Origin of the sequence: Lentzea pudingi (genome assembly GCF_014646255.1) — a bacterium.
GTDB classification, from domain to species: Bacteria; Actinomycetota; Actinomycetes; order Mycobacteriales; family Pseudonocardiaceae; genus Lentzea; species Lentzea pudingi.
In genome coordinates, this window is sequence record NZ_BMNC01000013.1 from 114528 (window position 1) to 137857 (window position 23330).

The 23330-nt window shown below is 67.5% G+C and carries 28 protein-coding genes; 14 read left to right on the forward strand and 14 right to left on the reverse strand.

What is annotated here, in order from left to right; genetic code table 11:
* Nucleotides 1-20: 20 nt before the first annotated feature.
* The 3 genes from IEY88_RS33110 to IEY88_RS33120 form a co-directional block, all read right to left on the reverse strand.
* A complete protein-coding gene (locus IEY88_RS33110; protein WP_189158846.1) occupies nucleotides 21-1217 on the reverse strand; it encodes a PI-PLC domain-containing protein in 1197 nt (398 codons plus the stop codon).
* Between the two features lie 304 nt (nucleotides 1218-1521).
* Nucleotides 1522-1932 (reverse strand): hypothetical protein, encoded by a 411-nt coding sequence (locus IEY88_RS33115; protein ID WP_189158847.1) that lies wholly within the window; start codon nucleotides 1930-1932, stop codon nucleotides 1522-1524.
* Between the two features lie 647 nt (nucleotides 1933-2579).
* Nucleotides 2580-2783, reverse strand: coding sequence for a cold-shock protein (locus tag IEY88_RS33120; protein ID WP_030479286.1), 204 nt, complete (start codon nucleotides 2781-2783; stop codon nucleotides 2580-2582).
* A gap of 141 nt (nucleotides 2784-2924) precedes the next feature.
* Here IEY88_RS33120 and IEY88_RS33125 point away from each other — a divergent pair, with 141 nt between their 5' ends.
* The 7 genes from IEY88_RS33125 to IEY88_RS33155 all read left to right on the forward strand — a co-directional run bounded on the left by IEY88_RS33125 (nucleotide 2925) and on the right by IEY88_RS33155 (nucleotide 8548).
* Nucleotides 2925-4025 carry an acyl-CoA dehydrogenase family protein gene (locus tag IEY88_RS33125; protein WP_189158848.1) on the forward strand — a complete coding sequence of 367 codons (1101 nt, stop codon included), beginning with the start codon at nucleotides 2925-2927 and terminating at the stop codon, nucleotides 4023-4025.
* Nucleotides 4025-5026, forward strand: coding sequence for a s-methyl-5-thioribose-1-phosphate isomerase (locus IEY88_RS33130; protein ID WP_189158849.1), 1002 nt, complete (start codon nucleotides 4025-4027; stop codon nucleotides 5024-5026). Before IEY88_RS33125 ends, IEY88_RS33130 begins: the two co-directional genes overlap by 1 nt.
* Nucleotides 5023-5679, forward strand: a complete 657-nt coding sequence (gene mtnC, locus IEY88_RS33135) for an acireductone synthase (RefSeq protein WP_189158850.1) — start codon at nucleotides 5023-5025, stop codon at nucleotides 5677-5679. The genes IEY88_RS33130 and mtnC overlap by 4 nt, the downstream gene beginning before the upstream one ends.
* Entirely contained in the window at nucleotides 5676-6272 is a 597-nt protein-coding gene (gene mtnB / locus IEY88_RS33140) for a methylthioribulose 1-phosphate dehydratase (RefSeq protein WP_189158851.1), read from the forward strand. The genes mtnC and mtnB overlap by 4 nt, the downstream gene beginning before the upstream one ends.
* Nucleotides 6269-6832, forward strand: coding sequence for a 1,2-dihydroxy-3-keto-5-methylthiopentene dioxygenase (locus IEY88_RS33145; RefSeq protein WP_189158852.1), 564 nt, complete (start codon nucleotides 6269-6271; stop codon nucleotides 6830-6832). The genes mtnB and IEY88_RS33145 overlap by 4 nt, the downstream gene beginning before the upstream one ends.
* Nucleotides 6829-7761 carry a prolyl aminopeptidase gene (gene pip, locus IEY88_RS33150; RefSeq protein ID WP_189158853.1) on the forward strand — a complete coding sequence of 311 codons (933 nt, stop codon included), beginning with the start codon at nucleotides 6829-6831 and terminating at the stop codon, nucleotides 7759-7761. The genes IEY88_RS33145 and pip overlap by 4 nt, the downstream gene beginning before the upstream one ends.
* A gap of 109 nt (nucleotides 7762-7870) precedes the next feature.
* On the forward strand, nucleotides 7871-8548 hold the full coding sequence (locus IEY88_RS33155; protein WP_189158854.1) for a polysaccharide lyase family 7 protein: 678 nt from the start codon (nucleotides 7871-7873) through the stop codon (nucleotides 8546-8548).
* On the opposite strand, the gene IEY88_RS33160 is transcribed toward IEY88_RS33155, so the two are convergent.
* Nucleotides 8533-9021, reverse strand: coding sequence for a GNAT family N-acetyltransferase (locus IEY88_RS33160; protein ID WP_189158855.1), 489 nt, complete (start codon nucleotides 9019-9021; stop codon nucleotides 8533-8535). The genes IEY88_RS33155 and IEY88_RS33160 overlap by 16 nt on opposite strands.
* A gap of 24 nt (nucleotides 9022-9045) precedes the next feature.
* On the opposite strand from IEY88_RS33160, the gene IEY88_RS33165 reads away from it, so the two are divergent.
* The 3 genes from IEY88_RS33165 to IEY88_RS33175 all read left to right on the forward strand — a co-directional run bounded on the left by IEY88_RS33165 (nucleotide 9046) and on the right by IEY88_RS33175 (nucleotide 11036).
* On the forward strand, nucleotides 9046-9981 hold the full coding sequence (locus IEY88_RS33165; RefSeq protein ID WP_189158856.1) for an asparaginase: 936 nt from the start codon (nucleotides 9046-9048) through the stop codon (nucleotides 9979-9981).
* 61 nt (nucleotides 9982-10042) lie between these two features.
* On the forward strand, nucleotides 10043-10888 hold the full coding sequence (locus tag IEY88_RS33170; RefSeq protein ID WP_189158857.1) for a helix-turn-helix domain-containing protein: 846 nt from the start codon (nucleotides 10043-10045) through the stop codon (nucleotides 10886-10888).
* Nucleotides 10863-11036 (forward strand): DUF397 domain-containing protein, encoded by a 174-nt coding sequence (locus IEY88_RS33175; RefSeq protein ID WP_189158858.1) that lies wholly within the window; start codon nucleotides 10863-10865, stop codon nucleotides 11034-11036. The genes IEY88_RS33170 and IEY88_RS33175 overlap by 26 nt, the downstream gene beginning before the upstream one ends.
* On the opposite strand, the gene IEY88_RS33180 is transcribed toward IEY88_RS33175, so the two are convergent.
* From IEY88_RS33180 to IEY88_RS33220, 9 genes are all read right to left on the reverse strand, one after another.
* Complete coding sequence (locus IEY88_RS33180) at nucleotides 11023-11568, reverse strand: radical SAM family protein (protein WP_189158859.1); 546 nt, start codon at nucleotides 11566-11568, stop codon at nucleotides 11023-11025. The genes IEY88_RS33175 and IEY88_RS33180 overlap by 14 nt on opposite strands.
* A gap of 72 nt (nucleotides 11569-11640) precedes the next feature.
* Nucleotides 11641-12285, reverse strand: coding sequence for a response regulator transcription factor (locus IEY88_RS33185; RefSeq protein ID WP_229694021.1), 645 nt, complete (start codon nucleotides 12283-12285; stop codon nucleotides 11641-11643).
* A gap of 11 nt (nucleotides 12286-12296) precedes the next feature.
* Entirely contained in the window at nucleotides 12297-14171 is a 1875-nt protein-coding gene (locus IEY88_RS33190) for a sensor histidine kinase (RefSeq protein WP_189158860.1), read from the reverse strand.
* Nucleotides 14150-14419, reverse strand: coding sequence for a hypothetical protein (locus IEY88_RS33195; protein WP_189158861.1), 270 nt, complete (start codon nucleotides 14417-14419; stop codon nucleotides 14150-14152). Before IEY88_RS33195 ends, IEY88_RS33190 begins: the two co-directional genes overlap by 22 nt.
* A gap of 74 nt (nucleotides 14420-14493) precedes the next feature.
* Nucleotides 14494-15483: a zinc-dependent alcohol dehydrogenase family protein gene (locus IEY88_RS33200; protein WP_189158862.1), complete on the reverse strand. Its 990-nt coding sequence runs from the start codon at nucleotides 15481-15483 to the stop codon at nucleotides 14494-14496.
* Nucleotides 15480-16280, reverse strand: coding sequence for a carbohydrate ABC transporter permease (locus IEY88_RS33205; RefSeq protein WP_189158863.1), 801 nt, complete (start codon nucleotides 16278-16280; stop codon nucleotides 15480-15482). Before IEY88_RS33205 ends, IEY88_RS33200 begins: the two co-directional genes overlap by 4 nt.
* Nucleotides 16277-17206, reverse strand: a complete 930-nt coding sequence (locus IEY88_RS33210; protein ID WP_189158864.1) for a carbohydrate ABC transporter permease — start codon at nucleotides 17204-17206, stop codon at nucleotides 16277-16279. The genes IEY88_RS33205 and IEY88_RS33210 overlap by 4 nt, the downstream gene beginning before the upstream one ends.
* A gap of 1 nt (nucleotide 17207) precedes the next feature.
* Nucleotides 17208-18542: an ABC transporter substrate-binding protein gene (locus IEY88_RS33215; protein ID WP_189158865.1), complete on the reverse strand. Its 1335-nt coding sequence runs from the start codon at nucleotides 18540-18542 to the stop codon at nucleotides 17208-17210.
* A gap of 74 nt (nucleotides 18543-18616) precedes the next feature.
* Nucleotides 18617-19378 (reverse strand): DeoR/GlpR family DNA-binding transcription regulator, encoded by a 762-nt coding sequence (locus IEY88_RS33220; protein ID WP_090068339.1) that lies wholly within the window; start codon nucleotides 19376-19378, stop codon nucleotides 18617-18619.
* A 276-nt stretch (nucleotides 19379-19654) separates the two neighbouring features.
* Here IEY88_RS33220 and IEY88_RS33225 point away from each other — a divergent pair, with 276 nt between their 5' ends.
* Genes IEY88_RS33225 through IEY88_RS33240 form a run of 4 tightly spaced genes read left to right on the forward strand, consistent with a single transcriptional unit; the run spans nucleotide 19655 to nucleotide 21808 of the window.
* Entirely contained in the window at nucleotides 19655-20131 is a 477-nt protein-coding gene (locus tag IEY88_RS33225) for a DUF6346 domain-containing protein (protein WP_189158866.1), read from the forward strand.
* Nucleotides 20132-20593, forward strand: a complete 462-nt coding sequence (locus IEY88_RS33230; protein WP_189158867.1) for a YbaB/EbfC family nucleoid-associated protein — start codon at nucleotides 20132-20134, stop codon at nucleotides 20591-20593. It abuts the gene before it with no gap.
* Nucleotides 20594-20597: 4 nt separating this feature from the next.
* Complete coding sequence (locus tag IEY88_RS33235) at nucleotides 20598-20936, forward strand: type VII secretion target (protein WP_229694000.1); 339 nt, start codon at nucleotides 20598-20600, stop codon at nucleotides 20934-20936.
* Entirely contained in the window at nucleotides 20933-21808 is an 876-nt protein-coding gene (locus tag IEY88_RS33240; protein ID WP_189158869.1) for a WXG100 family type VII secretion target, read from the forward strand. The genes IEY88_RS33235 and IEY88_RS33240 overlap by 4 nt, the downstream gene beginning before the upstream one ends.
* A gap of 37 nt (nucleotides 21809-21845) precedes the next feature.
* Here the strand turns inward: IEY88_RS33240 and IEY88_RS33245 are convergent, their stop codons facing one another.
* A complete protein-coding gene (locus IEY88_RS33245) occupies nucleotides 21846-23327 on the reverse strand; it encodes a glycoside hydrolase family 13 protein (RefSeq protein ID WP_189158870.1) in 1482 nt (493 codons plus the stop codon).
* Nucleotides 23328-23330 lie beyond the last annotated feature (3 nt).

Sequence of the window (23330 nt, forward strand, 5' to 3'; positions counted from 1 at the left end):
TACAACTCCCACGATTCGGGCTACGGCCGATATACGTATGCGTTCAGTTGTTGCATGGCCTGGGCCGCGTTTCCGAGGTGGTAGAGATCGACCGCCAGGAAGTTCGGCTTCTTCCTGGCCGCGGGCTGGCAGAACTGCCGCGCCCGGTTCGCGAGCTTGCCGTTGTCCGTCGTCGCCGTGCCGGTGAACGGAACGTCCCGGAAGTGGTTCATGACGAACAAAGGCTGGAAGGTGCCGGTCGCGGTCAGCGGTTTTTCATCCCATCGGGAGTAGCAGGACCAGTCGGAACCGCCGAGCCCCGAACCCATGGACCAGTAGTTCTCGACGGTCCAGTCGCGCTGGTAGAGCACGCCGGAGTCCTCGCGCCCATCCCTGCCGTGGTCGGTGAAGATGAGCAACCGCTTGTTGCTGCTCTGCATCTGGCTGCGCGTGGGCCACCCGTTCTGCTGCACGCCCTCCGCCCGGTACAGGACGTCGTTCAGCCCCTGCACCTTGCGCAGTTCGGCGCGCAACGTGTTCGCGTCGACGTAGTCCTCCAGGAAGACCGTGATGATCTCGCTGCGGTTGTTCTTCAGGAAGTCGACCATCCGCTGCACGTCGACGTGGAGCGCCACCGGCTTGCTCACGAGCGTGCAACTGTTGTGGCACAGGATCGCGCCGTCCGGCGTCTGGTGGATGTCGAGCATGAAGCCCCGCACCCCGTCGTTCATCTGCTGCACGATGCCGCGCGTCTGGTTCTTGGCAAGATTGATGAACGGCGGCGCGAACCCACCGTCCACCCCGTTCGCATAGGCGTTGTGGGCGGTCAGGAACGTCATCTGGTCGAGCCTGGGGTCCTGTGGCATCGGCGAGGTCTGGCTGACGACCGGAGTCAGGTACCACCGCGTCTCGCCGCTCAGGGTGAAGATTTCCCATTGATCACCGAACTGACGAGGCTCGTGAACCGTATCCCCTAGTGAGCACGAACCCATGGTGAGCTGACGGGTGATGCACTGACCCGGCGAGTCGGTGTTCTCGAACCTCCCGTCGCTCAGCCGCCACTGCTGGCGGTCCTCGTTGCCCTTCGGCCGGTGCAGTGCCAGTCCACTGCCGCTCTGGGCGATGTTGAGGCCGGTCCGGACACTGGTGATGTAGAACGTGCCAGCCGGAGCCGCTTGCGCGGTGGCGGGCACCAGGGGAAGGAGCAGCAGGGCTGCGATGGCAGGGAGGTATCGCATGGTGACCAGAGTCACCCATCCGAGTGAGACATGAAACGGTCTCAGTCGTTTGGACGTTTAACACAGTGGGTATCTCCACTGCGGTAAGCCGCTCTACCTAGTTGGAACAACTCCACGGCAGCCGTCGCCCAACCGAAGGGTTCGGGCCGGTACTCGGGCGCCGCCTTCACAAGCCGCGCAGGGTTCGACTCCCTCGGTTGCCACTAGCTCGCAGGATTCTGTGGGCCCTCCTCGTCGACATCCCGCGGCGGGAAGTACAGGCGTCGTGGCCGACGGGCCGCGGCGCCTTTCTCGTGCCCAGGCCTCAGAACGGCGGATCGCCGCTGAACGTGACGCCGGCTGCCGCTCGCAACTGGTCGCCGATGTACCTCAAGCCTTCGCGCAGCTGTCGTTTGCCGGCCTCGGCGCGCTGGCTGACGCCCATCACGCCGTTGAGTTCGGTGTTGACGGCGGCTGGGTGGCGGCCGGTGTTGGTCGCGAGGAGGAAGGCGGCCTTGTTGAGGGACTTGCGGAGGCTGTGGGAGGTGGGGGTCTGGAGGGTGGGGCGCTGCGGTGGCCACGGGGGTGGGGCGGCTTCGGCTGGCTGAGGCCTGGTGTCCTCCGCATGCCCGGGAGCCCTGTCCTGAGCCGCATGCCCGGGAGCCCGGTCCCGAGCCGCGGGTGCGGGCGGCGGCGAGTCGGCCTCGTCTCGTGGCAGCGGGGGAAGCGCGCGCAATGAGGGCGGGGCGTCTCCGGCCGGGGCGTCTCCGGCCGGGGGACTGGAGGGTGGCGTGGGTTTCTGACCTTTGCGGGGCGTCGCGGAGCTGGTCTGAGTGTGTTGGTCTTCGCGGTGCGACGCGGAGGTGGCCCCAGAGCTCCGGCCTCCCCGATGCAACGCCGAAGCGGCCCGAGTGCCCCGACCCCCGCGAGTGCCCCGACCCCCGCCAGCCACCGCACCAGCAACCTCACGTGCGAGGTTGCCAACCCGAACCCCACGCTCAACCTCGCTGAGATGCGCCCAACAAGCCACCGGATCCGCAACAGGCGCGGCCGGATCGGGCACCCCCCAAGACGCGGCAAGAGCAGCACACCGACGCCCGTCCCCACGACTCCGACCACACCGCCGCCCCATCACCGACCACCCTTCCGCCCCGGCGGACGGGTGCGCAGCGAGGAAGCCGGCCGGTGCGGCGGGCGAGTGGGAAGCGAAGCGCGGCGGGGCATGGTGGGCAAACCTTCCGGTCGTCGTGGCGCTCCAAACGAGCTGGTGTGACCACCATGACAGGCAAGTCTGACAATTTCGGAAACCGCAGGTCAGACACAGATAACCACCAAAAAAACCCGCCCGGCGCGAAGCCGGGCGGGTTCCAGGAAGAGCTGAAATCAGATGGCGCGGACGTCCTGCGCCTGCGGCCCCTTCTGACCCTGCCCGATCTCGAACTCCACGCGCTGCTGCTCCTCAAGCGACTTGAAGCCCGAGCCGGAGATCTGCGAGTAGTGCACGAACACGTCCGGACCGCCGCCGTCCTGCGCGATGAATCCGAAGCCCTTCTCGCCGTTGAACCACTTCACGGTGCCCTGCGCCATACGAATTGCTCCCTAGATGTTGGACCCCCGCCAGAGCGAGGTTCGCGCAGCAGTCTGCCAGGCCACGGTCTCTCTCACATCGTGGTTAGCCCGGTGGTGTGAAGAAGTAAGTTGGTCCGGGTACCACCGAGAGGAGCAGGAATGTCGAACTGGCTGGACGTCGCGCACGAGGTGGCGGCGGCGCTCAGGTCCGACGCGGCGGACAGGGACCGGGCCAACCAGCCACCGACCAAAGAGGTGGAACTGCTCCGGCAGAGCGGCCTGCTGAACGTGAAGGACTGGGCTCAGCAGCAGCGGATCGGGCGGGTCATCGGTGCCGCCGACGCCAACGCCGGACACCTCCTCGGGTACCACTACCTGCAGATCTGGCGCAGCGGGCTCTTCGACGCGCAGTTCACCGTCCTCCCCGACGAGTTCTGGGCGGGCGTCAGCAACCCGCTCGACGCGGCCCTCGAACTCACCCCCGCCGAGAACGGCTACACGCTCAACGGCCGCAAGACGTTCGCCACCGGAGCCGCCGTCGCCGACCGCCTCGTCGTCAGCGCGACCCGCACCGACAACGGCGAGAAACTCACGTTCCTGCTCGACGGAAAAGCGAGCGGAATCACCTACTTGGACGATTGGGACAACATCGGCCAGCGCCTCACCGCGTCCGGTGGCGTGAACTTCGAGAACGTCCGCGTGACCGAGGTCCTCGGCGTCCAGCCGGTCAACGAGGACCCGCGGATCAGCCTCGCCGCGATCGGCTTCCAGCTCGTGCTCGCCCAGCTCTACGTCGCCATCGCCGAAGGCGCGCTCGCCGAGGCCGCCGACTACACCCGCACGAAGACCCGCCCGTGGTTCGTCAGCGGCGTCGAGAGCGCGACCGACGACCCGTACATCGTCGCGGCCTACGGCGAGATGGTGTCGCAGACCAGGGCCGCCGGGCTGCTCGCGGACGAGGCCGCCCGCCAGCTGCACGAGGCCACCGAGCTCGGCCGCAACCTCACGCCCGCCAAGCGCGGCGAGGTCGCGATCACGATCTCGGAGGCCAAGGTCGTCAGCACCAAGCTCGTCAACGAGGTCACCAGCCGCATCTTCGAGCAGGTCGGCGCACGCGGCACCGCGGCCAAGTACGGCGTCGACCGCTTCTGGCGCAACGCCCGCACGCTCACGCTGCACGACCCGGTCGTCTACAAGGCCCGCGAGGTCGGCGAGCACTTCCTGACCGGCGCGCGTCCCGCCTACACCGGGTACAGCTGATGCAGCCCGTTCTCGCGGACTCGGTGCGGCTCACCGACGACGGCGTGCTGATCCTCGACCGCCGGCAGTTCCCGTTCGAACGGAACTGGGTGCTCTGCCGGACGGCCGAGGAGGTCGGACGGGCCATCGAGGACATGGTCACCCAGTCCTCGGGCCCGTACTTCGCGGTCTTGTACGGCATGGTGCTCAAGGCGCGCACCCTCGAAGCCCTCCCGTTCGAGCAGGCCCGCGCACAACTGGCGGACACCGCGCACCTGCTCGAGAACACCAGGCGCACCAACAACGCCCTGCGCAAAGCCACCAAGATCGTCCTGGAACACGTGGACGCCGCACGGGACATCGCCAGAGCACTTGAAGGCGCAAAAGAAGGCGACCGCAGGTACCGCGCCAAGAGCCAGGCACTGGGCGAGCACACGGCGAACCTGTTGCAGGACAACGCCACGGTGATGACCCACTGCTGGGCCGACCTGTACCTGACGGAGACGGTCAGGGCCGCCCAAGAACAGAACAAGACACTGCGGTTCTTCTGCACGGAGACCAGGCCGTACCTCCAGGGAGCCCGGCTCACCGCGGAGACGCTGATCGAGATGGGCGTCGACACCACGCTCATCACGGACGGCATGGGCGCCGCCGTGCTGCAAAGCGGCCAGGTCGACGCATTGGTCACGGCGGCCGACCGCGTCACCATGGACGGGCACGTCGTGAACAAGGTCGGCACACTGGGTCTGGCCGTGGCCGCGCACGCGTTCGGAGTACCGTTCCACGCCCAAGTGCAGGCACCCGATCTGCAAGCGCCCACGACGGACCACGTGGAGATCGAGTACCGCGATGGCTCGGAAGTGCTGCAGGTGCTGGGCAGGCCGAGTGCCACGCCGAGGGTGAAGGGGCACTACCCGGCGTTCGACGTGACGCCGCCGCGCTTCGTCACGACAGTGGTGACCGACCGGGGCGTCTACAACGCCGGTGAGCTCGACAAGTACTACGAGGGAGAACAGCGGTGAGCAAGTGGGTCGTGCTCGACATCGAGGGCACGCTGAGCGCGACGGACCAGGTGCTGGTCGTCCTCTACGACTACGCCCGCCCGAGGCTCGGTCCGTGGATCGAGCAGCACGGTGACGACCCGGTGGTCGCCGACGCCGTGCGGCAGATCAAGGAACTCAGCGGCCACGACGACGTTGTCAAAGCGCTGCACGACTGGATGGACGCCGACCAGAAGGTCACGCCCCTCAAGACGTTGCAGGGCCTCATCTGGCAGCAGGGGTACGCGCAGGGCGACCTGGTGGCGGAGTTCTTCCCGGACGTCGTCCCCGCGATCCGCAAGTGGCACGGCGACGGCGTGAAGCTCGCGATCTTCTCCAGCGGCTCGGTCGCGGGCCAGATCGCGTTCTTCCAGCACACCACCGATGGCGACCTGACCCCGTTGCTGGAGCACCACTTCGACACGGTCAACGCCGGCCCGAAGCGCGAGGCCGCGTCGTACCACAAGATCGCCGAGACGCTGCAGAGCGACGACATCACCTTCTACAGCGACGTTCCGGCCGAGCTGCACGCCGCGCAGGAGGCGGGCTGGAAGACGGTCGGCGTCGCGCGCGCCGGCGAGCCGTACGCCAACGCGGACTTCTCGCCCCACCCGACGGTCTGGGAGCTCTCATGACTGCGGAGCTGGCGAGGGAGTGCGTCCGCTTCGCGCAGATGGGCTGGATGCGCGGCACGAGCGGCAACCTCTCCGTTGTCCTGCAACGTGATCCGCTCCGCCTCGCCGTCACGGTCAGCGGCGTCGACAAGGGCGAGATCACCGCGGACGACAGCGTGGTCATCGACGTCGACGGCAACGCCGTGGACAGCGACAAGGTCCCGTCCGCCGAAGCGGCCCTGCACGCCAGGATCGCGCACGTGGCCGGAGCGGGTGCCGTCGTGCACGTCCACGCGCTCGCCACGGTCGTCGCGGCGGAACACTGGCCCGACGGCGTGGTCCTCAAGGACCTGGAGATGCTCAAGGGCTTCGGCCGGTACGACCACGAAGAGGTCGTGATCCCGGTCGTCCGCAACTCGCAGGACATGCTCGAACTGGGCGACGCCTTCGAGAAGGGCTTCGACCCGTTGGTCCCGGCGCTGCTCGTCGCACGGCACGGCGTGTACGTGTGGGGCGACGACCTCGTGCAGGCACGGCACCGGCTGGAATGCCTGGAGTGGCTGCTGCGCTTCAAGGTGGAGACGCGAGACATCTTTACGGGGAGGCACTCATGACGCTGCTGACGGTGTGGCCGGAAACCGGCCCCGAGGAGACCGTCCTCCGCACCACCGACGCCGAGGAGATCGCCACCGCGCTCAAGGAGCACGGCGTGCGTTTCAGCCGTTGGTCCGTTGTGGACGGTGTGACGGCAGAGAACGCTTTGCAGCTCTACGAGAAGGAAGTCACCCGCGTCAGCGAGACGGAGAGCTACGGCTACGTCGACGCGATGGAGATGACCCCGGCCGACACGGACGAGTACCGCGCGAAGGCCGTCGAGTTCCGGAACAGGTTCCTCGCCGAGCACACGCACGACGACGACGAGGACCGCTACTTCGCCCGTGGCGCAGGCGTTTTCTACCTGCACATCGGCGACAAGGTGTACGCGGTGTTCTGCACGGCGGGCGACCTGCTGAGCGTTCCGGCCAACACGACGCACTGGTTCGACATGGGCACGGAACCCGACTACGTGTCGATCCGGTTCTTCCACGACGACGACGGCTGGATCGGCAACTTCACCGGCAGCGACATCGCCACCAGGTTCCCGACGTTCGACGAACTCCGCGCCGGCCTGTGATCGAGACAGGCGCGCTGGAGGTCGGCGACGGCCATTCGCTGTACTGGGAGACCTCCGGCAACCCGGACGGCAAACCCGCCGTCGTGCTGCACGGCGGTCCGGGGTCGGGAAGTTCTCCGCGCACGCGGAACCTGTTCGACCCGGACCGCTACCGCGTGGTCCAGTTCGACCAGCGCAACGCCGGCCGCAGCACCCCTCCGGCGAGCGACCCGGTCGTCGACCTGTCGGCGAACACCACCCAGCACCTCATCGCGGACATCGAGGCGTTGCGGATCCACCTGGGCATCGAGCGCTGGCTCGTCGAGGGCGGCTCGTGGGGCGTCACGCTCGGTCTCGCGTACGCGCAAACCCATCCGGAACGGGTGACCGAGCTGGTGCTCGCGGCCGTGACCAGCGGCGACCGGAGCGAAACCGACTGGATCACCCGCGACATGGGCCGCGTCTTCCCGCGCGAGTGGGAACGGTTCCGCGACGGCGTGCCCTCCGCCGAACGCGACGGTGACCTGGCGGCGGCGTACAGCCGCCTGCTGCACGACCCCGACCCGCAGGTCCGCGCTCGCGCCGCACACATGTGGTGCGAGTGGGAGGACACGCACATGTCGCTGGCTCCCGACGCCGAACCGTTCCTGTCGGTCGCCGACCCGGATTTCCAGCTGACCTTCGCCCGCCTCGTGACGCACTACTGGTCCCACGGCTGCTTCTTGGAAGAAGGCCAGCTGCTGCGCGACATCGAGCGGCTGCACGGAATTCCCGGCGTGCTGATCCACGGGCGCTACGACGTCAGCGGTCCGCTCGCCACGGCGTGGGCGCTGCACCGCGCCTGGCCCGGCAGTGAGCTCGTGGTCCTCGACGACACCGGCCACGGAGGCGGCAGCCTGTTCGCGGCGATTCGCGCGGCCACCGACCGCTTCGCCATTTCAAGAATGTGAAAAGTTCGCCTATCTGAACATTGTTCCGGAAACTGAACAAAGTATTGATCCCTCCGGCCCTTGTCCTCACAGTGGTACAGACCACTTATCAAGGTCGGAGGGATTCAACGTGGAAACCCCTGCACTCCACACGCGACGATCCGTGCTCGCCCTCGCGTTGACCGCACCCCTGCTCGTGGCACCGGCTGGCGCAGCCCTCGCCCAGCCGCCGTCCGCGCAGTGGGTGTCGGCGCCGTACACCTACACCGTCCAGAAGCCGTACAACCTCGCCACCAGCGCGCGGTACAAGTTCGAGAACGGCGTCCACACGACGTGGGTGTACGACTACGACCAGCCGCACACCCAGGGCAGCCCGACGGACCCGCGCACCGAGCTGCGCTTCAACCAGGAGTACTCGAGCGGCTCGCGCGCCTGGGAGGGCGAGATCTACATCCCGGCCGGCGTCAGCGGCCCGACCGTCGTGCAGATCCTGCGCGGCAGCCGCCCCGACGGCACCCGTGCCACCGACGTGATGCTCAACGTCGCCAACATCAACGGCGGCACCCTGCGCAAGGACAGCAACCAGGTCGTCGCGACGGGCATCTACAACAAGTGGTTCAAGATCCGCGTCGAACACACCGCGGTCTCAGGCGGCCGCGGCACCGTGAAGACCTACTACAACGGCGCCCTGAAGCTGACCCACCAGGACGAAGGCCCGGCGACCCGGTACTTCAAGAACGGCGTCTACCACCACGGCAGCGGTCGCGCGGAGGCCCGCTTCCGCAACATCACCTACTGGCGCCAGTGACTCTGCTCGGCGCCCCAAGCCTCGTAGCGCTCGCCTTCGGTGAAGCCCAGCTTCGCCAGGAGACGCATTGAGGCCGTGTTGGCGACCTGCGTGTCGCTCGTGAGCGGCTCACCGGGGTGCGCGGCGGCGAACCAGTCGAGCGCCGCCGCACACGCCTCGTACGCGTAGCCCTTGCCCCACGACGACGGCAGGAACAGGAAGCCCAGATCGCGGTTCTCGCCCACCACGTCGAACGTGATCATGCCGATCATCTCGCCGTCGAGTTCGACGACGAACAGGCCGTGGCGCCGGCCCGGAACGTCCGGCACCGTGCGTTCGAGCTCGTCACGCGGCTGGGCACCACCGATGTACGTGCCCACCTCTGGTGACGAGAACAGGTCGATGAACGCTTCCCGGTCGCTCGCCCCGGACTCGCGCAGCACGAGCCGTTCGGTCCGGATCGGGGCGGGTGGCCAGGAAGCGGGTCCGGTCATGGCATCCACCCTAGAGTGGCTCGCATGAGCTCACAGGTGGCGGTGGCATCGCTCGGCGGCACGATCACGATGACGGGCTCCGGTGCGGTGTCGCCGACCTTGGGCGCCCAGGACCTCGTCCAGGGCCTCGATGTCGGCGAGATCGCCACCCTCGCGACGATCCCCGGCGCCTCGCTCACCTTCACGACTCTCCTGGAAGCCTTCGACTGGGCCGACAAGCAGGTGTCCGAGGGCGCGCGGGGCGTCGTCGTCATCCAGGGCACCGACACCCTCGAAGAGACCGCGTACTTCTTCGACTGCCTGTGGCCGCACGACGAACCGATCGTCGTCACCGGCGCCATGCGGCACCCAGGACTCCCCGGCGCCGACGGCCCGGCCAACCTCACCGCCGCCGTCTCCGTGGCAGCCGCCCAGAACTCCCGCGGCCGAGGCGCGCTGCTGGTCCTGAACGACGAGATCCACGCCGCCCGCTGGGTCCGCAAGGCGCACAGCAGCCTGCCGAACGCCTTCGAGTCGTTCCCCGGCCCGCTCGGCCTCGTCGTCGAGGGCACCCCGCGGTACTTCCACCCCGCCTACCAGCAGACCGCGCTGCCCCGACCTGTCGACATGCCGGCGGTTCCGCTCATCGAGGCCACTGTGGACGATGACGGCGCCATCCTGGACTGGCTCGACGTCAAGGGTGTGGTGGTCGCGGCCACCGGTGCCGGGCACGTGTCGGCGGGCATGGCCGAGGCGATCTCGCGAGCCCGGTTCCCGGTCGTGGTGGCGTCGCGGACGGGCGCGGGGACGACCTTTCGCACCACCTACGGCTTCGTCGGATCCGAGTCCGACCTCATCAAGCGTGGGGTCGTGATGGCCGGGTGGCTATGTCCCCGCAAGTCACGCGTGCTGCTGCGGCTCGCTATCGGCGCTATGCAACCTATCGGGGACGTTTTCGCAGCTCGCGGGGGCATTTTCTAGCTCTTTTTCACCCGAACGAGCCAGTGGCATGGAGTAAATCCAAGCCATACCGTCATTGGGCATGACCGCGATCATTTCCACCCCGTACAGCCGGGATCTCGGTGACGAACTACGTCATCTGAGGGAGACGTGCACGACGTTCCACGGCCGCGCGATGGCCGTTCAGCTGGGCTGGGACCCGAGCAAGGTGTCCGACGTCGAGCTGGGGAAGGTGCGGGCGAGCGAGGTCGACCTCGTGCAGTACCTGGCGACGTGCGGCAAGAACATCGACTTCGCGAACGAGTTCCGCCGCCGCTACTACAACGCCTTCGACCTGTTCTTCGCCCAATTGCCGGACGACCTGCGCACGCTCGTGATGACCGAAGCGATGGCCTCCAAGATCATCAGCTTGGACATCATGACGATGCCCGGCCTTGTGCAGGTGGAGGACTACGTTCGGGAGTTGTTCGTCGACTCCCACATCGAGGCGCCGGAGGACATCGAGAAGTTCGTCCGGGCACGTATCGAGCGGCAGGCGATCCTGAAGCGGCCGAACCGTCCGGAGTGCCTGTTCTACGTGCACGAACTTGCGTTGCGGATGCAGTTGGGCACCGCCGCGATTCGTGAAGATCAGTACCTGCGGCTCCTCTTCAACACGCACATCATTCGGATCGTGCCAGCGCACATCACCGCGTTCCGTTCGCCGTGCGTGCTCTACGAGTTCGAGAAGGCACCTTCGGTCGTGTACTGCGAAACCGACATGGCGAAGGTGTTCGCCCAGGAGAAGACCGCTGTCGCACGGGCGAAGAGGCTCTTTCAGCGGCTGGATGCCGTCGCGCTGGATGAGGAACAATCGCGGAGCATGCTGATGGACTACATCAGCGCACTGCGAGAGGACTCAGATGTTCCAGGATCGGGCTTGGCGTAAGAGCAGCTACAGCGGCGGCAGCGGTTCTGGCAACTGCGTGGAGGTCTCGCTGGCCCAGAACGCGCTGGTCCGGGACACGAAGAACGCGAGCGGTCCGGTACTCGCGTTCTCCACCTCTGCCTGGCGCGCCCTGCTCAGCTCGCTCTGACCACCGACGTGTTCGCGGTCTCGACCGTCACCCGCACGGTCTGAGGCGCCAGCGACTGCAGGTACTGCGCGTGGTCCGAGCCGATCGTGTCGCTGAACGCGATGAACGCGAGCCGGGGGAGTTCGAACGCCGTGGTGGCGCAGAAGTCCTCCAGGCGGTCGAACCCGCGCCGGATGCCGGTGGCGTCGAGCCCGAACACGGCGTGCTGGTCGAGCTTCGCGGCACCGATGTCGAACAGGTGCAGCGCGTGCATGGCGTGCGTGAACGCCATCGCGCACACTTCGATGCGTGAGCACGACATGAGCAGCGTCCGCACCATCGACGGGTGCAGCGACTTGCCGGACGTGCGCAGGACGACGTCGATGCCCGCTGTGCGGAACAGCTCGACGATCTCGAACAGGCCGGGTACTCCGAGCGGCTCGCCGCCGCCCAGCGTGACTTTCTCGGGGCGCATCGAGACGAGCGCCTGTGCGATGTGCAGCATTCGGTCGTGGCTGAGCCGCGCGTGTGCGACGTCCCAGGTGATGTCCATCGGGCCCCCTTCGGCGGATACGCCGATCCCATCGGGGGCGTTGTCCCTCCGTCAGGTGACCGATGTCCCGACTTAGGAGGGACTTCCGAGCCCGGCCTCGCGGGCACGCACGATGGCCTGCGCGCGGTCGGCCACCTGGAGCTTGGTGAAGATCGCGGACACCCGGTTGCGCACGGTCTTGCCCGACAGGTTCAGCCGGTGCGCTATCGACGTGTTGTCCATTCCGGACGCCATCAGCTCCAGCACGTCCCGTTCGCGGTCCGTGAGCTGCGGGAACAGCACCGCCTTGGACGACGAGATCGCGGTGAAGTAGCCCATCATCCGCTGGGCGATGGTGGCGCTGAAGATCGCCTCACCGGCTCCTATGGCCTGCACCGCGCGCACGATCTCGTCGTCATCTGTCGTCTTCACGAGATATCCGCGCGCCCCGGCCTTCATCGCCGCGAACACCAGTTCGTCGTCCTCGTGCATGGTCAGCACGAGGACACCGACGTCCGGCAGGGCCGCCTGGATCTGCTTGGCGGCCTCGACCCCGCCCATCACCGGCATGTGCAGGTCCATCACGACGACGTCCGGCGCGAGGTCGAGGACGACGCGGACAGCCTCCTGGCCGTCGGCGGCGTCACCGACCACCGAGATGCCGTCCTCGCCGTCCAGCAACGCCTTGAGCCCGCGCCGGAACACCGGGTGATCGTCGGCGATCACCACGCGCGTCACTGCATCCGCCACTATTGGGCCTCCAACGGGATCCGCGCCACCACCCGAGTCCCGTGTGGTTCCGCAGGGCCCACTGTGCACGATCCACCCAGCTCGGCGCACCGTTCTCGCATCGAGTCGAGACCTACACCCGGCTTGGAATCGGCCGCGACCCCGCGCCCGTCGTCCACGATCTCCACGACCAGGTCGCCGTCCGCGCGCACGGTGATCACGCAGGTCGACGCTCCGGAGTGGCGCGCGGTGTTGGTCAACGCCTCCGCGACGATCCGGTAGGCGGCGACCTCGACGGCGGCGGACAGCCCCTCGATCGGTTCGGCCTCCACCTCGACGCGCAGGTCGCCGTTGAAACGAGCGGCCTCGTCGCGCACGGCCAGGGCCAGGCCCTGGTCGAGGATCGGTGGCCGCAGCCCGTCGACGAGGCTGCGCACCTCGACGGCCGTGGTGTCGACGTCGGCCAGCACCGGGTCCAGCACGTCACCCAACGAGCGGCGCAACGCCTTGAGCTGCAACCGGATCCCGACCAACGCCGGTCCCACGCCGTCGTGCAGGTCTCGCCTGAGACGCAACCGTTCTTCTTCGCGGGCGCGCACGAGCCGTTCGCGGGCGAGCTGCAGATCGGCGGTCAGCTTGATCGACTGCGCGGCCGGCGCGGTCGATCGGGCCAGGTCCACCAACAGGTTCAGCTCGCGGTCGCTCAGCCGTTCGTCCGGAGCACGCGGCTCGACCACGAGATCGCCGACGACAGATCCCCGGTACGTCATGGGAAAGCGCAGCTGCGGCCATCCGCGACTACGTCCGTGCTCGGCCAGCACCGACCCACCGCGAATCGCCACGTACGGCAGTTTCAACGACTCGGCGACCGTCTGGGCCACGGTCGGAAGCACGTCCTGCGACCGTTCGAGCTTCTCGCTCAACATGGACAGCGTCGCGTAAGGATCAGAACGTTGCCCGTACAGCCAGCGGTCGAGCTTGCGCTGCAGCCAACTGCGGATCGGCGCGAACGCCAGGCCCGCCGCCACGACCCCGATCACCTCGGTGTCGTCCGTCAGCAACTCGCCAGCCCCGACCATCACGCCGAGGTAGACCAACAGCAGCACGACGGTCAACGAGCCGTAGAGCAACGACCGGTGGATCAGCAAGCTGATGTCGTAGAGGCCGTACCGCACGATCGCGATCACCGCGGCAGCAGGAAACGCCAGCACGCCGACGATCCACGCGACGTGCCCGTCCGTCGTCTCCACCACGGTCGCCACGACGGCCAGCGTCAGCAACGCGAACGCCCACACGAGCGACCGGCGTTCGTCCCCTTCAGCCCTCCGCCACCGCAACGCCAAGGACACGACCGCCGCGAGCACCGAGAGCCCGGCCAGCAACACGGCGACCATCGTGATCGTCTTCGCGAGCCCACCACCGCTCGACTGCCAGAACGACGTGGGATCGCCCCACGACGCCCACGCGATCCCGATGGTGCCGGCGACAACGCTGAACAGTGACGCGCCGATGGCGATCCACCAGCGGTTGCTCAAGGGCTTGCCGTTGGGGAAGACCAGTGCCACAGCGGGCAACAGCGCGTACGTGGGCCACCAGACCCACGCCTCGACCCATCGGGCGGGATGGTCTTCCGGCTGACCCGCGATCGCGACGGCGACCCCGCCGAACACGCCCATGGTCAGCAGCAACCAGCCGACGGCCGACCTGCGGACGTGACCGATCACCCGCACCCCGAGCAGGGTGCAGGCGAACGCGACCAGCCAGTTCCGCGGATGTGAGACAGCGCCGGTGACCGCTGTGTGCACGACGGCGAAGAGCACACAGGCGGCCACCAACGCGCCAATGACCCGCGCGAGGCTCACCTCGCGGCGGGTCAGTCGCTGAGCCAGTGCCACAGGTTGTGGAACGGAGAACCGGAATCGAGCGTGGACAGGCCTCCCGGCCAGCCCTGGAACGTCATGATCCGGTGACGCAGCTCTTCCACGGTCTTCGGTTCGGCGGGCTTGTGGCTGTGATCGAAATCGACGTCCCCAGGCGGCGCGTTCATCGCGCGCACCTGAAGCTCCGCGTACCAGGCGAGGAGCTCTTCGTCGGACATGTGCGAAAAGTACGGCGGCGTTACTTTCTGCCCGGACTTCGACATGCCTGGAAGGAGTCGTGGGCACTCGTCTGGATACACGAGTGCCCACGAACTTCTGAGAACTTTCTCGGATCAGCTCACGGCAGGACCTGGATCTTGCGGCCCACACCCGCCTTGAACTGGTCCAACGCCTTCGCGTAACCGTCCAGCGGCACCCTGTCACTGATGAAGACCTCGGGGTCGAGTACTCCGGTCGCGAAGAGATCCGCCGCCCGTTCGAACGAGTGCAGCACCGCCATCGAGCCGGTGATGGTGATCTCCTGGTTGTAGATCTTGTACGGCTCGATGGTCACGCGGGCCGAGTAGTCGGAGACTCCGAACTGGAGGAAGGTGCCTCCCTTCGCAACCCGGCCGATGCCGTCCTGGATGGCCTTCTCGTTGCCGGTGGCGTCGATGACGACGTCCCAGCCCTGTGGACGGTCCAGTTCGTCCGCCGATGTCGCGACGGAAGAGACGCCGAGCTGGACGGCGGTCTTCAACCGCTCCTCGTTGAGGTCCACGACCTCGATCGACGACGCGCCGGTCAGCTTGCCGAGCTGCAGCATCATCAGGCCCATCGTGCCCGAGCCGTAGATCAGCACCCGCGACGCCATCTGCGACCGCAGCACGTCGTAGCCGCGCACGGCGCACGACAGCGGTTCGATCAACGCCGCGTCCTCGGTCCGCACGTGGTCCGGCAGCTTCACGCAGTTCGCCACGGGCGCCTTCGCGAACTCCGCCGCGCCACCGGACGTCGTGACGCCGATGGCGGCCCAGCGCTCGCAGAGGTTGTTCTTGCCCGAGCGGCACATCCGGCACTCGTGGCAGTAGAGCGACGGGTCGACGGCGACCCGGTCACCCACGGCGAGCTCGTTGACCTGCGAACCGATCTCGACGATCGTGCCGGCGAACTCGTGGCCCGGCACGACCGGCAGCGTGGGTGCGAACTCACCCTGCAGGATGTGCAGGTCCGTGCCGCAGAGCCCGCAGGCCGCGACCTGGACGACGACTTCGCGGGGACCGCACGCAGGATCGTCCACAGTGGTCACTTCGACGGACCCGACGCCGGTGATCACTGCTGCTTTCACTTGACTGCTCCCAACGAGAGGCCCTGGACGAGCTTGTCCTGGGCGGCGAACCCGGCGATGAGCACCGGCAGAGACACCACGACCGCGGCCGCGCACACCTTCGCCAGGAACAGGCCCTGGGAGGTGACGAACCCGGTGAGGTACACGGGGGCGGTACCGGCGACGACACCGGTGAGCACCCGTGCGAAGAGCAACTCGTTCCAGCTGAAGATGAAGCAGATCAACGCCGTCGCCGCGATGCCCGGCATGGCGATCGGTGCCACCACCCGGCGCAGCGTCGTGACCAGCCCGGCGCCGTCGATCGACGCCGCCTCGAGGATCTCCTTGGGGACCTCGGCGAGGAACGACCGCATGAGCCACACCGCGATCGGCAGGTTCATCGAGCAGTACAGCAGCGTGAGGAACGAGATGTTGTCGAGCATCCCGGAGAACTGCGCGATCAGGTAGATCGGCAGCAGCGCCGCGACGACCGGCATCATCTTGGTGGAGAGGAAGAAGAACAGGACGTCCGTCCACTTCTCCACCGGCTTGATCGACAACGCGTACGCGGCCGGGATCGCCAGCAGCAGCACGATGATCGTCGATCCGATCGAGGCGCTGAAGGAGTTGATCAGCGGCGGCCACGCGCCCGCGTCGAAGAACTCGGCGTAACCGTCGAGCGTCAGCGGTGCCGTGAGGGACGGCGGGTTCGTCGCCGCGTCCGACTCGCTGTGCAGCGAGGTCAGGAACATCCAGGCCACGGGCGCGAAGAAGACGATGCCGGCGAACCAGGCGAGCACACCCCAGATCCTGCTCATCGCTTCTCCTCCTTGAACAACGAGGACACCGTGCGCAGCGCGAAGGTCGCGATGATGATCGACCCCGCCACCACGATGACACCGGCCGCGGAGGCCTCGCCGTACTCGTGGGCCTGGTAGAAGGTCTGGTAGATCATGTACGGCAGGTTCGCCGTGCCCAGACCACCGGACGTGATGGTGAAGACCGCGTCGAAGTTCTGCACGATGTAGATCGACCCGAGCAGGCCGCCGAGCTCCAGGTACTGGCGCAGGTGCGGGAACGTCAGGTACCGGAAGATCTGGAACGACGAGGCGCCGTCGATCGTGGCCGCCTCGACGGGTTCGATGGGCTTGGACTGCAGGCCCGCCAGCAGGATCAGCATCATGAACGGCGTCCACTGCCACACGAGCGACAGCACGACGGCGCTCATCGGCATGGTGGAGATCCAGTCCGGCTGGGCGTCGAAGCCCAGCCAGTTCAGGATTCCGTTGAACAGGCCGTACTCCGGGTTGTAGAGCACGTGCTTCCAGATCAGCGCCGCCGCCACCGGCACCACGAGGAACGGCGCGATGAGCATGGTGCGCACGAGCCCGCGGCCCTTGAACTTCTTGTCCAGCAACAGCGCGAGGCCCAGCCCGAGGACCAGGCTGATCAGCACCACCGACGCCGTGAGCACGATCGTGTTGACGACCGAGGACCGCAGGTCGGGGTCGGTGAAGACGTTGACGTAGTTGTCGAACCCGGCGAACCCGCGGCTGCCGGGGTCGAGCGAGTTCCACTTCATGAACGAGATCACCAGCGTCGCCACGAACGGCAGCTGCGTCACGATGATCAGGAAGATGAGCGCGGGGAGCAGGGGCCCCCGCCGCGCCCACTTCGAGTAGTCCCTGCGGGGGACGGGGGGCGGCCGGTCGACGACCGACCGCTCCCTCGTTATGACAGCCATGTCACTGCCCCTTGTACTTCGCGGCGACCTTCTCGGCGAGTCCCTGACCGTTGTTCAGCGCGTCGTCCACCGTGACCGCACCCGCGATCGCCGAGCTGATCTGCTGCGACACCTGGGTGCCGAGGTCGGTGAACTCGGGGATGCCGACGAACTGGATGCCGGGGGCGGGACGTTCCTGCACACCGGGGTTGAGCGGCTTCGCGCTCTTGATCGCGGCCTCGGCCATCGCGGAGAACGTGCCGGAGGACTGCTTGTACTCGGGACGCTGGTAGGTCGACGAGCGCTTGCCGTCGGGGAGCTTCGACCAGCCGAGGTTCTTGCCGACGAGCTCCTCGTAACCCTTGCCGGACGCCCACGAGATGAACTTCCAGGCGTTGTCCTGCTTCTTCGAGGCCTTCTGGATGCCGAACGCCCACGTGTAGAGCCAGCCGGAGCTGTCGGTCTTCACGACCGGCGCCTGGGTGAAGCCGAGCTTGCCCTTGATGGGGGAGTCGTCGGCCTCGAGCAGGCCCGCGGCGACCGTGGCGTCGTACCACATCGCGACCTTGCCCTGCGTCATGTTGTTGAGGCACTCGGCGAACCCGGCCTGCGGAGCGCCGTTCTCACCGTGGTTGCGCACGAGGTCGACGTAGAACTTGGTGGCCTCCTTGAACTCCGGCGCGTTGACCTGCGCCTGCCAGTCCTTGGTGAACCACGTGCCGCCGAAGGTGTTCACGACCGTCGTGAGCGGCGCCATGACCTGGCCCCAGCCCGGCTGGCCGCGCAGGCAGATGCCGCGGACCTCGGGCGTCGCGACCTTCGCCGCCGCCTCCGCGACCTGCTGCCAGGTCGGCTTCTCGGGCAGCGTGACGCCCTTGGCCTCGAAGATGTCCTTGCGGTACATGAGGAACGACGACTCGCCGTAGAACGGCTGCGCGTAGACCTTGCCGTCCGCCGCGGTCAGCGACTGCCTGATCGGCTCCAGGATGTCGGCCTGGTCGAATCCGCTGTCCTTGGACACGAAGTCGTCCATCGGCGCGAGCCAGCCGTTCTTGGCGTACATCGGCGTCTCGTAGTTGGAGATCGTCGCGACGTCGTACTGGCCCGCCTGGCTGGAGAAGTCCTGGCTGATCTTGTCCCGGACGTCGTTCTCGGGCAGCACGGTGAAGTTCACCTTGATGCCGGTGTCCTTCGTGAAGTTGTCCGCGGTGAGCTTCTGCAGGTCCTGCATCTGCGGGTTGTTCACCATCAGGACGTTCACCGAGTTCTCACCACCGCCCCCGCCGCCGGCTCCCGAGCAGGCGGACGCGAGCAGCAACACGGCGGTGGCGGCTCCGAGTGTGCGAATCGACGACATCGTCGGTTCCTTTCAAGGGTTTTTGGGCACGCTGAAGACCGGGGGATGTGCGTGCCCAAATGTGTGAGGGCGAGTCAGGCTCTGATGACCTTGGGGCCTAGCAACGTGTAGCGGTGGGCTTCGTGCGCGGTGAGGCCGCTGTCGGTGACGACCGCTTCCAGATCGGAGACCTCGGCGAACCGGTGGAAGCTGGAGACGCCGAACTTCGTGTGCGTCCCGACGAAGATCTTCCGCCGGGAAGCGCTGAGCGCCTTGGCCTTCACCGCGCCGACCGCCGGGTCGGGCGTGGTGAGACCGTGCTCGCGGGAGATGCCGTTGGCGCCGATGTACGCGAGGTCGATGACCATCTCGCCGAGCATCCTGGTGGTCCAGTGGTCCACAGTGGCCAGTGTGTGGCCCCTGACGCGCCCGCCCAGCAGCAGGACGGTGCACGACGGGTGCTCGGACATCGCCGCCGCGGTCGGGAGGCTTGCCGTGATGATCGTCAACGGGTTGGTCGTGGGCAGGGCCTCCGCGACGAGTTGCGGCGTGTAGCCCTCGTCGATGAAGACCGTCTCGGCGTCGTCGAGCCGTTCTGCGGCCGCTTTCGCGATGCGCCGCTTCTCCGGGACGTGCGACCCGGCGCGGAACCGGAGCCCTGTCTCGAAGCCGGCGCTCTCGACCGGCACACCACCACCGTGCGTGCGCCGCACCAGACCGTGCTCGTCGAGCACGCGCAGGTCGCGCCTGACCGTCTCGGGCGCGACGCGCAGTTCCTGCGCCATCTCCACCACGTCGACGCGGCCGTCGGCGCGGGCCCTGGCCAGGATGCGGCGCTTGCGTTCCTCGGCTCGCATGTCACCTGCCCATTCGGCTCTTGAGTTGCCCGTTCGGGCCGTGCATAGATGAAACACCCTTGAAACACTGTGGTCGGCACCACAAGTAGGTGAGATCCTGCCCGATTTATGCCCGATTCGCAGCGTGTGACGGGCTGTTCACGCAGGTCGACCAGAATGGGCACGCCCGAACCGCCCCCGCCGCGTGCCCGGATGGTCCCCAGGTCGTTGCTGAATTCGGTGGAACCGGGCGCTTCGATACGAAGTCGAACAGGGACCGGCGAGGGGACGAAACGCATGAAGTGGGTCGCTGGGATGTTCGCCCTGGTGGTCTTGGGCTGCGGTGTCCTGCTGGGGCTGACGGGCTTCACGAGGTTCGATCCCTCGGCGGGAACGAAGGCCGTCACCGACTCCGGTGTGGCTCGGGTGACCGGGTGCACGTCCCACGGACCGGTCAGCAGGTACGGCTTCGGCACCTGGTGGACCTGCCAGGCCGACGTCGTGTGGGAGAGCGGTGCGCGGACGCGGGTGACGGCGGAACCGGACCAGCTCACGCCGTCCGACGAGGACACCGACGTGCGGGTCGTGCAACGGGGCGAGAACAAGATCCGCAACGGGTCGGGCAACTCACCGGTGTACCGAGCCGTGTACGAACCGAGCGTCGTGCTGGGCATCGGCTCGTTGCTCGGGGGAATGGGGATCGGCGGGATCGGGGCGCTGGCCGTGCTCGGCACCGTCGCCTCCCGTCGCAAGAAGGCACAGGAGAGGGACTAGATGAATCCGGCAGCGGCCGATCCCGACGCGATGATGCGTCAGTGGAACGAGCAGATCCAGGCGAAGCTCCGGCAAGCCGACGAGATGAAGCAGGTCGCGAACGCGGTCAGCGTGACGCGGCGTTCGTCGGACGGCTCGGTGTCCGTCACGGTCGACCAGAACGGCATCGTCTCCGCGCTGGACCTGACCGACGCGGCGTTGCGCAAGCAGCCCGCGCAGCTGTCTGCCGAGATCCTCGGCGCGATGCGGACCGCCCAGGCGCAGATCGCGGCCAGGATGCAGGAGGCCATGGCACCGATCATCGGCGACGACTCCGCGACCATGGACGCGTTGATGGGTGGTTACCACGAGCGCTTCCCGGAGCCGCCGCCCGAGGACCCCGCGCCTCCGAGGCCTTCCGGACCGGTAGATGACGACGACTTCGGCGGGCACAACTTCGCCCGTGACGACAAGGGCTGGTGATCACGTGACCGGCGGAGGGTTCAACGTCCAGACGGAGGCGATGCGCGAGCACGCCAAACGGCTGGAGGGCATCGTGAAGCAGATCGAGACGGCGCAGCAGGCCATCGGGCAGGCGCAGATCAACGGAGCCAACGCGTACGGCATCCTCTGCAGCCCGCTGATCGAACCGATCGTGGGCACGATCGAGGCCGCTGGCACCGGTGCCGTCAACACCGCGCACGGCGTTGTCAGTGCGACGGTGGACGGTGTGAACGGCATGGCCGACACCTACGACGCCGTCGACCAGAAGCTCGGCGGCAACTTCAAGAAGATCGTCGAGAAGCTCGGGGAGTGGACGTCGTGACCGCACCGAACCCGTTGGTGGCCAAGGCACCCGAGGGCCCCGGCGCACTCGCCGGCCTCAACCTGGTGGAGCCCGCGGCCGACGCGATCTCCGCGATCCAGCGCGGCGAGTGGGGAGAAGGCCTCGTCAACATCGGCGGTGCCGGCATCGACGCGCTCGGCTTTCTCAGCGACCCGTTCGGCACACTGCTGTCGTCCGCGTTCGCCTGGTTCATCGAGCACGTCGAGCCGCTGAAGTCGATGCTCGACTCGCTGGCGGGAAACCCCGGTGTGATCAACCAGAACGCGGCCACGTGGGGCAACGTCGGTGATCACCTCAAGAAGGCGGCCGAGGAGATGTCTCGCGTCGTCGCCGCCGACACCTCCGCGTGGCGGGGTGCCGCGGTCGACGCCTACACCGCCGTGGCGAAGGTGGAGGCGACCGGGGTCAAGGCCGCGGGCATCGCCGCCGAGGGCGTGGGTGCCGCGCTGACCGGGGCCGGTGTCGCCGTCGCCACGGTGCGCACCATCGTGCGCGACCTCATCGCGCTGGGCATGAGCGAGCTGACGCAGGCGCTCATCCGGTGGGCCGCGGCGGCGTTGATCACGATGGGCCTCGCCACGCCGGGCATCATCGCGGACGGCATCCGGCTGGTCGTGAAGTGGGCGGAGAAGGTCTCCGGCTGGATCAAGAGGGTCGTCGACGCCCTGCGGGGCCTATCCAAGATCATCGACAAGATCTTCGGCGTGCTGGACGACGCCAAGGCCGCGCTGAACGGCGTCATGCCGAAAGCCGCCGCGGACACCATCGTGGACAACGTGGCGATCGGTGTCGCGAAGAACCTGCCGACCGAGTCCACGAAGGTCGACAACTCGCCGTACGCGACGAGGTGAAGCCCGGGGGTGGCTCGTGGCCACCCCCGGCCCCTGTCTACTTCAGCCAGGCCGCGGCGTCCGGCGGCAGCTGGCCGTTGGTGAGCGGAATGCTTGACAACGTTGGCACGCCCGGCAGATCGATCGCCCGGTCCGACAGGTTGACGACGCACGTGTGGTCGCCACGCTGGAACGCCAGCACGTTCTCGCCCAGGTCGAGCCACTCCAGTTCGCCGTCGATGCCGCGGCGGTGCGCGAACACCTGGCGGTACAGGGCGAGCATCGACCCGGGGTCGTCCGACTGGACCGCGACCGAGAACTTCTGCCAGTTCTCCGGCTGCGGCAGCCAGCTCGGACCGTCCTCTGTGGACCAGGGGAGCGGCACGCGGCAGCCGTCGCGGCCCCGGTCGGTGAAGCCCGAGCGGTGCCACACCGGGTCCTCGCGCAGCTCGTCCGGCAGGTCCTCGACCTCCCAGAGGCCCAGCTCCTCGCCCTGGTAGACGTAGACGCCGCCGGGCAGTGCCGCCGTGAGCATGATCGCCGCCCGTGCCCTGCGCGTGCCCAGTTCGAAGTCGGTCGGGGCGCCGTGCTGCCTGTCCGCGAAGGAGAAGCCCGTCTTCTCGCGGCCGTAGCGGGTCACGTGCCTCGTCACGTCGTGGTTCGAGAGCACCCAGGTCGGTGGCGCGCCGACGGGTTCGTGCGCGGCGAGCGTGCTGTCGACGACCTTGCGCAGCTCGCCCGCGTTCCACGGGCAGCAGAGGAAGTCGAAGTTGAACGCCGAGTGCATCTCGTCCTGCCTGAGGTACCGGGCGAACCGGACCGGGTCCGGCAGCCACATCTCGCCGACGAGGATGCGGTCGCCGTCGTACTCGTCGACGATCTCGCGCCACCGGCGGTAGATGTCGTGCACGCCGTCCTGGTCGGAGTAGGGCAGCTCCGCGTTCGGCTTGCTGAAGTCCTTGACCAGGCCGTCGGCCACGTCGATGCGGAAGCCGTCGACACCGCGGTCGAGCCAGAACCGCAGGATGTCCTCGAACTCGTCGTGGACGAGCTGGTTCTCCCAGTTGAAGTCCGGCTGCTCGGCGGCGTAGAGGTGCAGGTACCAGCGGCCGTCCTCCAGCTTGCTCCACGCCGGTCCGCCGAAGCGCGACTGCCAGTCGTTCGGGATCTCCTCGGAGTCCCGCACGTGGAAGCGGTCCCACAGGCCGTCCTTGAACCACGGGTGCTGGTCGCTGCTGTGGTTCGGGACGAGGTCGATGATGATCCGGATGCCCAGGCCATGCGCGTCCGCGATGAGCTTCTCGGCGTCCGCGAGCGACCCGAACACGGGCTCGATGTCGCGGTAGTCCGCCACGTCGTAACCGCCGTCGGCGAGCGGGCTCGGGTACCACGGGTTCAGCCAGATCGCGTCGAAGCCGAGGCTCGCGATGTGCTGGAGCTTGGCGCGGAGGCCGGCCAGGTCGCCGATGCCGTCACCGTTGCCGTCCGCGAAGCTGCGCAGGTAGACCTGGTAGATGGATGCGTTGCGCCACCAACTCATGTG

Bases quoted from the DNA above. Each gene is read 5' to 3' on its own strand.
- IEY88_RS33110 (WP_189158846.1), bottom strand. From the start codon at position 1,217: ATGCGATACCTCCCTGCCATCGCAGCCCTGCTGCTCCTTCCCCTGGTG.
- IEY88_RS33120 (WP_030479286.1), bottom strand. From the start codon at position 2,783: ATGGCGCAGGGCACCGTGAAGTGGTTCAACGGCGAGAAGGGCTTCGGA.
- IEY88_RS33125 (WP_189158848.1), top strand. From the start codon at position 2,925: ATGTCGAACTGGCTGGACGTCGCGCACGAGGTGGCGGCGGCGCTCAGG.
- IEY88_RS33130 (WP_189158849.1), top strand. From the start codon at position 4,025: ATGCAGCCCGTTCTCGCGGACTCGGTGCGGCTCACCGACGACGGCGTG.
- mtnB (WP_189158851.1), top strand. From the start codon at position 5,676: ATGACTGCGGAGCTGGCGAGGGAGTGCGTCCGCTTCGCGCAGATGGGC.
- IEY88_RS33145 (WP_189158852.1), top strand. From the start codon at position 6,269: ATGACGCTGCTGACGGTGTGGCCGGAAACCGGCCCCGAGGAGACCGTC.
- IEY88_RS33160 (WP_189158855.1), bottom strand. From the start codon at position 9,021: ATGACCGGACCCGCTTCCTGGCCACCCGCCCCGATCCGGACCGAACGG.
- IEY88_RS33165 (WP_189158856.1), top strand. From the start codon at position 9,046: ATGAGCTCACAGGTGGCGGTGGCATCGCTCGGCGGCACGATCACGATG.
- IEY88_RS33170 (WP_189158857.1), top strand. From the start codon at position 10,043: ATGACCGCGATCATTTCCACCCCGTACAGCCGGGATCTCGGTGACGAA.
- IEY88_RS33175 (WP_189158858.1), top strand. From the start codon at position 10,863: ATGTTCCAGGATCGGGCTTGGCGTAAGAGCAGCTACAGCGGCGGCAGC.
- IEY88_RS33180 (WP_189158859.1), bottom strand. From the start codon at position 11,568: ATGGACATCACCTGGGACGTCGCACACGCGCGGCTCAGCCACGACCGA.
- IEY88_RS33195 (WP_189158861.1), bottom strand. From the start codon at position 14,419: ATGTCGAAGTCCGGGCAGAAAGTAACGCCGCCGTACTTTTCGCACATG.
- IEY88_RS33205 (WP_189158863.1), bottom strand. From the start codon at position 16,280: ATGAGCAGGATCTGGGGTGTGCTCGCCTGGTTCGCCGGCATCGTCTTC.
- IEY88_RS33210 (WP_189158864.1), bottom strand. From the start codon at position 17,206: ATGGCTGTCATAACGAGGGAGCGGTCGGTCGTCGACCGGCCGCCCCCC.
- IEY88_RS33215 (WP_189158865.1), bottom strand. From the start codon at position 18,542: ATGTCGTCGATTCGCACACTCGGAGCCGCCACCGCCGTGTTGCTGCTC.
- IEY88_RS33220 (WP_090068339.1), bottom strand. From the start codon at position 19,378: ATGCGAGCCGAGGAACGCAAGCGCCGCATCCTGGCCAGGGCCCGCGCC.
- IEY88_RS33225 (WP_189158866.1), top strand. From the start codon at position 19,655: ATGAAGTGGGTCGCTGGGATGTTCGCCCTGGTGGTCTTGGGCTGCGGT.
- IEY88_RS33230 (WP_189158867.1), top strand. From the start codon at position 20,132: ATGAATCCGGCAGCGGCCGATCCCGACGCGATGATGCGTCAGTGGAAC.
- IEY88_RS33245 (WP_189158870.1), bottom strand. From the start codon at position 23,327: ATGAGTTGGTGGCGCAACGCATCCATCTACCAGGTCTACCTGCGCAGC.